The 12,061-nt window shown below is 66.0% G+C and carries 11 protein-coding genes and 2 pseudogenes; 8 read left to right on the forward strand and 5 right to left on the reverse strand.

The genetic code is table 11. From position 1 onward, the window contains the following. Positions 1-390, reverse strand: a pseudogene (locus tag A5698_RS29715) (hypothetical protein); the annotation flags it as partial. Between the two features lie 100 nt (positions 391-490). Between A5698_RS29715 and A5698_RS05490 the strand changes: the two are divergent. Beyond that, positions 491-937, forward strand: a complete 447-nt coding sequence (locus A5698_RS05490; protein ID WP_068294169.1) for a cupin domain-containing protein — start codon at positions 491-493, stop codon at positions 935-937. Positions 938-940: 3 nt separating this feature from the next. Here the strand turns inward: A5698_RS05490 and A5698_RS05495 are convergent, their stop codons facing one another. Next, positions 941-2,128: a DUF7159 family protein gene (locus A5698_RS05495; RefSeq protein WP_068294172.1), complete on the reverse strand. Its 1,188-nt coding sequence runs from the start codon at positions 2,126-2,128 to the stop codon at positions 941-943. Between the two features lie 198 nt (positions 2,129-2,326). Here A5698_RS05495 and A5698_RS05500 point away from each other — a divergent pair, with 198 nt between their 5' ends. The 5 genes from A5698_RS05500 to A5698_RS05520 are packed head-to-tail and all read left to right on the forward strand — an operon-like array spanning position 2,327 to position 7,132. After that, entirely contained in the window at positions 2,327-3,184 is an 858-nt protein-coding gene (locus tag A5698_RS05500) for a glycoside hydrolase family 26 protein (RefSeq protein WP_067083664.1), read from the forward strand. Next, entirely contained in the window at positions 3,181-4,419 is a 1,239-nt protein-coding gene (locus A5698_RS05505; RefSeq protein WP_068294175.1) for a PP2C family protein-serine/threonine phosphatase, read from the forward strand. The genes A5698_RS05500 and A5698_RS05505 overlap by 4 nt, the downstream gene beginning before the upstream one ends. Continuing rightward, positions 4,416-6,386 (forward strand): glycosyltransferase, encoded by a 1,971-nt coding sequence (locus tag A5698_RS05510; RefSeq protein WP_068294177.1) that lies wholly within the window; start codon positions 4,416-4,418, stop codon positions 6,384-6,386. Before A5698_RS05505 ends, A5698_RS05510 begins: the two co-directional genes overlap by 4 nt. Continuing rightward, a complete protein-coding gene (locus A5698_RS05515; RefSeq protein ID WP_067083649.1) occupies positions 6,383-6,715 on the forward strand; it encodes an STAS domain-containing protein in 333 nt (110 codons plus the stop codon). The genes A5698_RS05510 and A5698_RS05515 overlap by 4 nt, the downstream gene beginning before the upstream one ends. Before the next feature lie 12 nt (positions 6,716-6,727). After that, positions 6,728-7,132, forward strand: coding sequence for an ATP-binding protein (locus A5698_RS05520; RefSeq protein ID WP_068294180.1), 405 nt, complete (start codon positions 6,728-6,730; stop codon positions 7,130-7,132). Here A5698_RS05520 and A5698_RS05525 read toward each other — a convergent pair. After that, on the reverse strand, positions 7,056-7,799 hold the full coding sequence (locus tag A5698_RS05525) for an SDR family NAD(P)-dependent oxidoreductase (protein WP_231967309.1): 744 nt from the start codon (positions 7,797-7,799) through the stop codon (positions 7,056-7,058). The two genes, A5698_RS05520 and A5698_RS05525, sit on opposite strands and share 77 nt — an antisense overlap. Positions 7,800-7,902: 103 nt before the next feature. On the opposite strand from A5698_RS05525, the gene A5698_RS05530 reads away from it, so the two are divergent. Next, positions 7,903-8,571 carry a VldE C-terminal domain-containing protein gene (locus A5698_RS05530; RefSeq protein ID WP_197506675.1) on the forward strand — a complete coding sequence of 223 codons (669 nt, stop codon included), beginning with the start codon at positions 7,903-7,905 and terminating at the stop codon, positions 8,569-8,571. A gap of 282 nt (positions 8,572-8,853) precedes the next feature. Then, on the forward strand, positions 8,854-11,430 hold the full coding sequence (locus A5698_RS05535; RefSeq protein WP_197506677.1) for a PE-PPE domain-containing protein: 2,577 nt from the start codon (positions 8,854-8,856) through the stop codon (positions 11,428-11,430). A gap of 31 nt (positions 11,431-11,461) precedes the next feature. On the opposite strand, the gene A5698_RS05540 is transcribed toward A5698_RS05535, so the two are convergent. Both A5698_RS05540 and A5698_RS28875 read right to left on the reverse strand, forming a co-directional pair. Continuing rightward, on the reverse strand, positions 11,462-11,713 hold the full coding sequence (locus A5698_RS05540) for a hypothetical protein (RefSeq protein ID WP_068294188.1): 252 nt from the start codon (positions 11,711-11,713) through the stop codon (positions 11,462-11,464). 153 nt (positions 11,714-11,866) lie between these two features. Beyond that, positions 11,867-12,061: pseudogene (locus A5698_RS28875) on the reverse strand (cupin domain-containing protein); the annotation flags it as partial.

Here is a 12,061-nt window from a genome sequence, read left to right on the forward strand (position 1 = left end):
GCGGTCGAGTACGCGCGGCTTCTGCGGCGGCGGCACGTAGGCCGGCGCCGGCGGAGGCGCGTAGACCGGCGGCGGGGGCGGTGCCAGCGTGACGGTCTCGACGGGGGGCGGCGGCGCCTCGGCGGTGACGGGTTCGGGCTGCGGCGCGGACGGTGGAGGCACAGGCCCGGTGCGCGGAGCCTCGGTCACACCGGTACTGCCGGTGGCGCTGGTCAGTGCGATCGCCACCCCGCCGACGACCACCACCACCACCACCACGACAACGACAACCACGACAACGACGACGACGACGCCGTCGACGACCACCACCACTCCGACCACGACGACGACACCGCCCACCACGACCACGACCACCATCGCCACGCCGACCACCACGGCGATGACGACCACCTACCTGACCGTGCCGTTCGTGCCGGTCCCGATCCCCATCCAGGTCCCGCAGAATCCTTACCAGCCGGTGCCGTAGGCCCAACTGTCGGATAATGCGGCGATGAACCGGTTACCTACCGTCGCCGCAGCTCTAACGCTTACAACCATCGCGATCGCGCCGGCCGCGAGTGCGACACCCGCGGAGGGCGACATCGAGCGCACCGACCTCGCCAAGGGCACGACCGATGCTCCCATCGCGATCGTCTCCGTGGGTCAGCCGACGACCCTCTACGTGCAGAACCTGGGGCTCGCCCCGGCGTCGAGCAGCGGCTGGCACACCCATCCCGGTCCGGAGTACTCGGTGATCAACGGCGGCGAAGTGACCCTGCAGACGGCCGGCGGCGGTTGCGCTCCCGCGGTATTCGGCGCCGGACAAGCCATTTTCGTCCCCGCCGGTATTCCACATGTGGTGTCCAACAAGGGATTTGACCACGCAGAGGCTACGGTCACCTATACGTTGCCCGCTGACCGCGCGGTGCGTGACGATGCGCCCGCCGCTTGCCCGTAGCTACTAGCGGCCGTACGGATATTCCGGTTCGTGGAACCGGTTGATGATCGGGATCCGCTCGATGATGCGGTCGCGTAGGCGCGGCTTCTGCGGCGGCGGCACGTAGGCCGGCGCCGGCGGAGGCGCGTAGACCGGCGGCGGGGTGTAGGCCGGAGGGGCCTCGGCGGGCACCGGCGGTGTGTACGCCGGCTCGGGTGCGGTGTACTCCGCTGCCGGCGGAATGTAGGCCGGCGGTTCGTAGACCGGTTCGACGACGGGTGCCGCGGGCGGCGGAGGTGCGGCCACGGCGATTGTCTGTGCGACGACCGGCCTCGCCTCGGCCGGCGTTGTCGCCTTCTTTCCTTCGACCTTGTTCTCGATCTTCTGGGCCGTCTCTTCCGCGACGGTCACGGGGTCTTCCTGCTGATCCGCAGACTGCCGGTCGCCGGTCAGGCTCAGGCCGACCGCCGCCGACGTCGACACCACGAAGGTCACCACCGCCGCGGCGAGCACCGACGCCAGCGCGCCGATCTTCGACGGCCGCTTCGCGACCTTGGCGTCCAATCGGTTGACCGCACGCGCCGCTGCCAGCGCCGCTCCGCGGGCCAGGGCCAGGTCGGCCTCCGCGGCGGAGAAGACCGGGGAATCCGTCACGTCGCCGAGCGTGGAGGTGACCAGATCCACGTCGCGGGCCGAACCGACCACGAAGATTGACTGCGGCTGCCATTCGTTGAGTTCGAGCATGGCGATCACGCTGCTGGGCAGCTCGACCACGTCCGCGCCGTCGAGGGGTCTGGCGATGCGGTCGACGGTCACGCCCTCGCCGTTGACCATCGCGACCACCGCGGCGTCGGGTTCGACGATGCACACCGCGACGTCGTCGTAGTCGGCGATCTCGGCGATGCCCGCGGCCAGCACGTCACCCGCCTCCAGCTCGGAGATCGCGATCGCGTTGTCGTACCCCCGCGCGATGAGGGCGCTCAACACACCGGACGCGACATCCTCTGCCTCGTTGGTCCAGGTGACGCCCATGGCGTGGATGGGGCTGTCGGAGACGTCGGCGAGCGCCACATTGAGGAGGTCGTCGGGATCGACAGCAGCGTCGAAGTCGAACGAACCGCGGTCGACGGTGGCGCCTTCCCCGGTGGTGCCCTCGACGAGGACCCACCGAACCGTGCTGGACGTCATCGACAGGCCGAGCACGAGGTCCATATCGCGTCCCCGTTCTTGCGGTGAATCAGATGCTGAGATTACCTCCCGATGCGATCGGTACCCACTCGGCTCGGGAATCAACAGCTGCGGCGGGGCGACGTTTCCTCCGATTGTGTCGATGACGAGGTTCGGAGTTTGCGACGATGGCGCGGCGGGGAACATGTGAGTCACCTCGGTCGACGTCAAGGGGGAGTGCTCGTGGATCCGCTGGCCGTGCGTTTCGGCGTCAGTACACCGGGCGGATTCACGGCGGGCCGGGAGCTACAAGCTGTCGCCGACGCCGTCGGTCAGCGCCCCGAGATGGTGATGGCGTTCGAGGATTTCTTTGCTCCGCCGCCGGTGTCGGCGATGGCCGTCGTGACGTACAGCGGCGCCGAACCCATCGTCTCCTGGGAGCCGTGGTGCTGGACCGACGATCGGTCGCCTGCCGTCATGAAAGCGCTACTCGCGGGCGCCCTCGATGACTACATCTACCGCTGGGCCGACGAGATCGGCGAATGGGGGCGCCACGTCTTCATCCGGCTCGCGCACGAGTTCAACGGTGACTGGTATCCCTGGACATCGGCGGGCGGCACCCCGCCGGCGGCATACGTCAGCGCATGGAGGCACGTACACGACATCTTCACCGAACGAAGGGTCGGCAACGTCGACTGGATATGGGCGCCGACGGCGGTCGCGGCCGCCGAAACCCTCTCGGACTGGTATCCCGGCCACGAGTACGTCGACGTACTGGGCGTGGACGGATACAACTGGGGAACCTGCCTGTCCGCGACGAGCTGGATCTCGCCGGAGCAACTGTTCGGCGCGACCCTCGACGAGTTGCGGTCGATCGCCTCAGACAAGCCGATCCTGATCGCCGAAGTCGGTTGCGCCGAGTCCGGCGGCAGCAAGGCCGAATGGATAGCGACCTTCTTCGAGTTCCTCCGCCGCCAGAGCGATGTGGTCGGATTCGTCTGGTTCGATCACGCCAAGGAGACCGACTGGCGGATCGAGAGCACCCCGGAGTCGGCCGCGGCGATGGCCGAGGCGATGCGCGATATGCGGTTGGTGTCATGACTCCAGAGGTAACTCACGACCGCTACGTTCTCCCGGCCGAACTCGAGGAGCAGAGGCTTCATTCGCTGGCGCAACTCGACATCCTCGACACCCCGGCGGAGGAACGTTTCGATCGCATCATCCGATTGGCGCAGCTGATCCTCGATGTGCCAAGGGCGTACATCAACTTCATCGACCGTGACCGGCAATGGTGTAAACAGGCGGTGGGGGAGGGCTTGGAGATCACCGGACCGCGGGAGACCTCGGTGTGCCGCGCCACGATCGCGCGGACCTACGACAAGCCCTCGGAACCGGCCCTGATCGTCGACGACCTCACCGCCGAGCCGGAATTTGCCGCGCTGCCGGCGATCGCCGCCGAGAACGGGATCCGGTTCTACGCCGGCTACCCGCTGTTCGGGCCCGGCGGCCATGCGGTCGGCACCTTCTGCATCTACGACCTGAAACCGCGTTCGCTCGACGGTCGGCAGCGCGAGGTCTTCCGTCAGCTCGCCGTATGGGCGCAACGCGAACTCGAACGGTCCGACGACTTGGAGCGGGCGGCCGCCATCCAGCGTTTGCTCCTGCCTCCGGTGATCGACGACCTCCCGGGCTACTCGGTTTGTGCGATGTGTTCGCCCGCCTTCGCGGTCGGCGGTGACTTCTACGACTACTACCCCGTTCAACGCGGCGCGGTGTTCACTGTCGCCGATGTGATGGGCAAGGGGTTGGGGGCGGCGCTGCTGACCGCGAGTGTGCGGTCGGCGCTGAGGGGAGCGTCGCGCGCCGTCGATCAGGTGGCGCACGACGCCGATCTGTCTGCGGCGATCAACTCGGTGGCCAGCCAGTTGAGCGAAGACTTCAGTCGCACAGAGACCTTCGTGACGATTTTTCATGTCCGGCTGGACACGATGACCGGCCGGGTGCAGTACGTCGACGTCGGCCACGGAATCGCCGCGGTGTTGAGGCGATCCGGTGCGGTCGAACGCTTACCCGCAGGTGGGCTTCCGATGGGTGTCGTACCCGGCGACACCTGGGGAACACAGGAGACGGTCTTGGAACCGGGAGACATGCTCGTGGTTGCCTCGGACGGGTCGCTGGACTTATTGGGGCGCTCAGCCGTTGAGCAGGACATCCTGAATTTCATTGCCGCCCATGCACAGCCGGGTGAGCTCTGTGCCGCGGTGGGGGCTTTGACCACCAGGAAGCCGCCGCTCGACGACGTGACCTTGATCGCGGTACGCCGGGACGGACCATGACACACAAGCATTCGTCCGAAGGAACCACGCCGTCACCGTGGCTGCGACTGCTGATCGTGGTAACGGCGGCGTTGGGCATCAATTATGTTGTCTGGCGATGGCTCGCCTCGACGAACTGGTCGGCGTGGTGGATCGCCGTCCCTCTCGTCTTGGCCGAGACCTATAGCCTCATCGACTCGCTGCTGTTTGGTATGACGATGTGGCAACTGCGCCGGCGGCCTAGGCCGCCACCGCCTCCCGAGGGCGCGACGGTCGACGTGTTCATCACCACGTACAACGAACCCATCGACATGGTGATCGCGACAGCTGAAGCGGCGCAGCGCATTCGGTATCCACATCAGACCTACATTCTCGACGACGGGGAACGCGACGAGTTGGCGCAGGCTGCCGCCGATCGCGGGATCGGCTATCTGGTCCGGTCGTCGCATTGGCTGGACAAACCGCGTCACGCGAAGGCCGGAAACCTCAACAACGCGCTCCTGGAGACCGATGGTGAGTTCATCCTGATCCTCGACGCGGATCAGGTGCCGGAACCGGAGATCCTCGACCGCACGCTGGGATATTTCCGCGACGAGAAGATGGCGTTGGTACAGACGCCGCAATACTTCATCAACGTCCCGTTCTCCGACCCGCTCGGCAGCCAGGCGCCGCTGTTCTACGGCCCGATCCAGCAAGGCAAAGACGGTTGGAATGCTGCCTATTTCTGCGGATCCAACGCCGTTCTGCGACGCGATGCGCTGATGCAACTCGGCGTCACCGGGTACGTGCGCGCGGTCGAGGACGGCATCAAACGCGCGCTCTACACCTCGCGCAAGATCCTCAAGAAGGCCAAGCGCAACGTCGGCAAGGACCAGACCGGTGCGCTAGCCGCCCTGAAGAGCGTGGAGGACGCCGCTCGCGAGGCCCGCGCCGCGGTGAAGAACAAGCAACCGCTCGCCGACATCACCTACATCTTTCAGCAGCGCGTCGACGAGGCGGCGAAGAGCTTGGTGGACGCCGATGTCCGATCCATGCGCGCCGACCTCGACGCTATCGCAGCGCTGAGCGGGCACGGCGAGAACCTTGACACCGCAGTCATCTTCGATGACGAGGCGCTGGACTCACTGGCCGGGCGCGAGTGGTCACCGCTGGGGGCGCTGGAGTCGATCCGCACCATGATCCGTGCGGTCGACGTCGGCCGGGACGACGAGGCCCAACCGATGTTGCCGATGGCCACGATCTCGGTGACGGAGGACATGGCCACCTGCATGCGCATGCACGCGCTGGGCTGGAAATCGGCGTACCACCACGAAATCCTGGCGAAGGGGCTGGCGCCCGACGACGTGCGGACCATGCTCACGCAGCGGCTTCGGTGGGCCCAGGGCACGATTCAGGTGATGCTGAAAGAGAACCCGTTGTTCGTGAAGGGTCTGAGTATCGGACAGCGGTTGATGTACTTCGCGACGATGTGGAGCTACCTCGCCGGCTTCGCAGCGTTGGCCTACATCGCCGCTCCGGCAATCTTTCTGATCTTCAACGTCATGCCCGTGCAGGCATACAGCTGGGACTTCTTCGGAAGGTTGATCCCGTTCCTGATCCTCAACCAGCTCCTGTTCATCGTCGTCAGCAGGGGTACACCGACGTGGCGAGGACAGCAGTACAGCCTTGCGCTGTTCCCGGTTTGGATCAAGGCGTGTATCACGGCATTTCGCAACGTTTATTTCGACCGGCCGCTCGGATTCGCGGTCACGCCCAAGACCCGGCAGGGTGTCGGCTCGATTCCATGGGGGTTGGTGAAGTGGCAACTGGCCGCGATGGGGTTATTGGTGGTCGCTTCCGTCATCGGAATCGTCCAGTTGTATTTCGGCGCAATCTCGGTGCTGGGCGTCGGAGTGAATCTATTCTGGGTGCTCTTCGACCTGATCATCTTGAGCGTGGTGTTCCAGGCGGTGCGATATCGCGGCCATGAAGCGGAAGGCGAGAAGTGACTGAATCCAGTAGGCGTACGACGGCTTCCGGCGCAGTGGTGGTCAAACCCGAGGGGCGGCTCAACATGGTGGCGGCGCCGGCGCTGCGCAAGGAACTACACGGCCTCATCGAGGACGGCAACACCCGGTTGGTCGTCGACTTGTCGGCAACGGAGTTCATCGATTCGTCGGGCCTGGGGGCGCTGATCTCCGGGCTCAAGCTGGCGAGGCAGGCCGGAGGTGATCTGCGTATTGCGGCGCCCACCACACAAGTGGAGACGGTGTTATCGCTGACGAACCTCGACAGGGTGCTGCGCGCCCACCCAACCGCCGATGCCGCGTTCGACTAGAAGCGACCGATAATGCATAACCCCGCCGCCGTCGTCGAAATGGCCACCGGACCGGAAACCCTTGCGGCCCTGCAAGAGACGTTGGACCAGGTTTGGGCGACGCACGACGTACCCGACACCACCCGGATGTCGATGGATCTCGCGGTCGGAGAGATCGGCGCGAACATCATCGAGCACGCGGGCGGTGGTGAGTCCGTCCGGCTGCGGATGGAGGTCACCGTCTCGCCCACCGAAGTGACCGCGATTCTTTTCGACGACGGCGGGCCGTCCCCCGTCGATCTCAGCCAGGTGGAGCTGCCCGACGAGCTCGCCGAAAGCGGCCGCGGTCTGGCCATCACGCTCAGGGTGCTCGACGAGCTTTCCTATCGTCGCGAGGAAACCGGTAACCGTTGGACGTTGGTGTCGCGTCTGCACTGACCGCGGTCACGGCCGGAACGTCACACCACCGTCCAAGCAGCAGCCGCGCGCGGGCCTGTTCGATGACGCCATCGGGCATGGGTTGCTCGTCGAACTTGTAGTGCCAGATCAAGCCGGGCGCGATCGCGTTGCATCGGATGCCCTTCGGTCCGTACCGGCGGGTGCTGTGGCGCATCAGGGCCAACTCGGCGGCCTTGCGAATCGCGTAGGACACGCGCGTGCTCGCGCCGTTGTAGGCGTCGATGGAGGCGGTGAAGACGATCGAACCGCCGCTGCCCTCCACCATCACCGGGATGGCGTGCTTGGCGTAGATGACGAAACCGCGGGTGTTCACGCGCATCACTTCGTCGAAGGCTTCGATCGGCAGCTCCACCACGCCGCCGGGGAGACACGCGTCGGCTGCGTTCGTGAAGCTCACATGCATGCCGTCGAGTCGACCGAAGGTGTCGACGGCCAACGCGACCGCCGAGGCGACGGACTGCTCGTCGGTGCCGTCGAGATGCGTCCCGCGGATGCGCTCGCCGGCCGGATCGATCTCGGTGACGACGCGTTGTACCTGGTCAGCATCGATATCGCCGACCACCAGACGGGCTCCTTCGTCCGCGAACCGGCGCGCGAGACCGTTGTCGATGCCGCCGAGTCCGGCGACGATGATGACCTTGGTCAAGAGCAATCCGTCACGCTCGGAGATGATCCTCCCCATCGAAGCCGCGAGTTCGGCCGATCGCCTTGGATTGCGGCAAATGTAACGATTTGATATACAACCCTGCGTGGGACGGCACTCCGTAGCCAAGAAGCGGCGCACGTCACCGATGTGCGTGGCTGCAGTGCTCGCTCCGGCTGCCCTCTTCTTCGCGGTCGGCGGAGACGTCCATCTCCAAGCCCGGCCCGCCCCCGAGAGCAAGCCCGTCGTCGAAGAACCCGCTGACGCGCAACCGTGTTGTCTGGAGATCGTGGCCGCCCCGGCGATCGCGCCGGCTGCCGTGATCGGGGATGCGAGCCTCGGCGTGGCACCCGACCCCCTGGTCACGGCGGCCCGCTACCGCACCGTCGACCGTTCCCTTCCGGTGGGCATCGCGCCCGAGCGCGGCCTGCAGGTCAAGACCATCCTGGCGTCCCGGGCGATCAGCGAGGCATTCCCCGAGATCAGCAATATCGGGGGGGTGCGCCCGGATTCACTGCGGTGGCACCCCAACGGACTCGCCCTCGACGTGATGATCCCGAACCCCAGCAGCGCCGAGGGGATTGCGCTGGGCGACGAGATTGTGTCCTACGTCTTGCGGAACGCCAAGCGGTTCGACTTGCAGGACGCGATCTGGCGCGGGGTGTACTACACGCCCGACGGCGCGCAGCGGGGCGGCTACGGCCACTTCGACCACGTCCACGTCACGACGCGCGGTGGCGGTTACCCGACGGGCGACGAGACCTACCTGCGCTGAGCGCTGCGCGCCGGCGGCAACGGTCGTGTGTGAGCAATCTGACAGTTTGCTGAGAACGGGCAGGTCGGCGGTGGCGAATTTGCTGCAGTAAACTTCTGGGCATCTGATGCGCGGCTGTCATCCCCCTCACGTGTGGGAACGCTCGGTTAATATTTCCGCCAGTAAATAAGAACACTTACTCCAGGGGTGGGAATGAACGTGCCAAGTAAGAGCGCAAAACCGGAGGGGGCTCGGGCGCGCAGGCGCAGGCTCAACCGTGGAAACGGCAAAAAGCTCGCGCTCATGAGCGTCATCGCGACGACGTCGGTTGCAATGATCTTGACACCGCCCATGGCTAATGCAGCGTCTTCGCAGACGTACTTCGTGGGCGTCCCGGACTGGTTGCCGATCGGTGAGGGCTCGAAGCTGCCGACCGACCCGGTCGCGATCAACAACGCGATGGTCGCTGCGAAGGACCGCAACCCGCTGGTGGCGTGGGGACTCGGCCAAGTTGACCTGAAGCCGGTGTGGGTGAACTGGTATACGCCCGTCAATCCACTGGATCCGACGGACCCGGATCAGGACCAGTACTACACGCCGGGTGAGTGGGGCCAGACCGGATCGCACCCGCTCACGGTCAACGAACCCAACCCGCTTTACGACGAGGCGTACCAGGCGGCCTACGACGGCGGCTACCAAGTGGCGCGCGCCGCGTACATCGCGAAGGCTTCGGAGGACGCGTCCACCGCGGCGTACAACCAGAAGTACGCGCAGGTGTACACCGCGAAGTACAACGAGTACATCAAGACGTACTGCAAGGTGATCTGCAACCCGAGCAAGCCGTCAGGTGCCATCAAGACGGCTGCGGAGACATTCGCCAAGGGCGAAGCAGCCGTCGAGGCGGCGAAGGCCGCCGCCGCTGCTGCCCAGGCCGCCGCGAACAACCCCGCGATCGTGGCCGCCGCTGACGCGGCTGGAAAGGCCGGCGCGTTGAGCGCCGCACTGGCCGCTGTCACCAACATCCCGCAGACGATCGAATTCACCACGGACGTACCGGAATTCGGTTGGACGAAGGACGGCTACTGGAACACCACGACATCGGGCCAGTGGGTGGCTTCCCCCGAGGACCTCGCGGCCTTGCCGACGGTGGGTCAACTCGCGTACTTGGCACGGGCCGTCGAGAACGGCGACCTCAGCGCGCTTGCGCCCGTGTTGAACTGGACCGCTTACCTGAGCAACGTCAACCTCATCGCCTACGGCGACGGGGCGATCGCGGCCGGGGCCGCGTATCAGGCCTTCATCGACAGCGCCAACGGCAACACCCACGAGGGATACGACCCGTTCACGGTGGGCGATCCCGAGACCGGTCCCCGCAAGATCCGGCTCACCTTCGGCGACGGCGTCGTGACGGTGACGCGGACCGATACCACCAACAATCCGCTGGAAATCCCGCTGCCGGGTGATCTCGACTTCCCGGACGCCCCCGCGGTCGGATGGGAGACGGTGCAGGAGGGCGGCGTCATCGACGTGACCCTGCTCTCGCTGCTGCTCGTGCGAAATCCCGGGCGGCCCAACGGTGGACTCTATTCGCGATTCGCGCCGATCTATGAGGAACTCACCGGGGTCAACCCGGTCACACCCGACCGCCAGGACGTGCTGCCGGAGGGCTTCGACCCGGACCTGATCACAAAGTTGTTGACCGGCAATGCCAGTGACATCAGCTTGGACGAGCTGGGCAACCTGCAGGGCGTGATCAACTCGGTGGACGGCAAACCGATCATCGTCACGGTGAAGGCCGATGTCGGCTGGGAGTACGACCTGCTCTCCGACGCCCCCGCGACGGCCAACCCGATCGCATGGGCCAACTCCCTTGCGTCGGCGGTGTTGTTGACCAACCTGCTGACGGGAGTCGACTTCGGAAACCTCGGCGCCGGTGGATACATCGGGCGCGACGGCACCGTCTACTACACCCTTCCGGTGGAACAGCTTCCGCTGTTGGCGCTGCCGCGCCTGGCTGCGGCCGCCCTCGGTCTGGCCACGGGTGAAGATGTCAACACGCCGCTGGCCGATGCGCTCGAGCCTGTGCTCAAGATGCTCGTCAGCATCGGTTACAACGACGTGGTGCGCAACGCGGACGCGACGTACACCCGCACGCTCGACAAGTTCGGCGAGCCAACGCTGTTCGGCACGCCGACGCTGACGCCGGCCCAGATGGCGCTGCTGCCGGGTGATTTCATCCGGTTGTTGGGCGCGGGCGTGGGCGACGAGGTGACCGACGTGTTGACGCGGGCCGTGGCGCGCATCGTCGAGCGGACGAATCTGGGGCTGACAACCGAGCAGCGCTCTGCGCTGAACTCGATGCTGACGGCGCCCGGAACGATCATGAAAACCATCAGTTCCCAATTCGGAGACCAGGTTTCGAACGTAGCGACCGCGGTGGAGCGTCAGACGCCCGACCTGCCGACATCGACACAGGCGGAGCTGAGCGCGCGGCAACGGGAGGTTGGCCAGGGCCTGGCCACCGTGCGGGACGGCGTCAAGGAGGCGGTAGACGGGGCGAAGTCGGCCGCGGAGAAGCTGGACCGCGCCGCGAGTTCGCTCGGGTCGACCGCCAAGGAAGCGGAGGCGGACTCGGGCACCGACCCGAACAGCGTCGCGCTGAAGAGCGACGGCGGTGCCAACAAGGCGACGCCGGATAAGCGCTATCGCGGCCCCCGCAGCGACAACGGGGACGGCGGCGCGAACAAGGTGGTGCCCGGTACCGTCGCCAGGGTTCCGGGAGCGAGCGCCGCGAACGCCGACAACGACACCGACACCGGCGGCACGGCAGATAGCGACAATGACTCCGACAGCAAGGGCGACGGGGGCGGCGAGGCCTGAGGCCACCTCTCGCCGTCGCGAGCGCTCAGCCCTAGTGGTGCCCGCCGTCCTGCTGTTGGGTGTCGACGGGGGGCGGCTGCACGTTGGACACCCCGGGGGCAGCGGGTGCGGGCACACATGTCGGCGTCCCATCGACGATGGATTCGCTGCCGCTGCACGCCGGTTCGCCGATCGATTGGGCAGGGCCGCCGCCCAATGCGGTGATGACGGGGGCCGCGGCGAACGCGATGCCGACGATCGCCAGACCGAGGCGTCGGCTGGAAGCTTTTGACAGATCGAACACTCGACACCTCCTTCGACAGCCTCGGTGAGAAAGCTTGGCCAATTCGAAGCGCTCACTGCAAGGCTGAATCGAGACTATCGCCGATGGTCCCCCCTGCGCAGGGTTTGAGACGGGTACGTCGGCGTCAAGTTCGCCCTGGAGCAAGAACGTCGGTCAATGTGTCGCCGCAGACAATCCGTACCGGCGCACCACATCGTCCATCCAGTCCGGCGTGCCGTAGGTCAGGCCGTAGTTGGTCGCCAGCTCTTGAAATTCGGCAGACTCATGCAGGGGTGCGCCGGATGCGACCGCGGCTTGGCCGGACATGAGCAGTTCGCCCAGTTCGCGGAAGTAGTTCTCGAATCCCAG

The organism is Mycobacterium sp. E136 (assembly GCF_001666865.1).
GTDB lineage: Bacteria > Actinomycetota > Actinomycetes > Mycobacteriales > Mycobacteriaceae > Mycobacterium.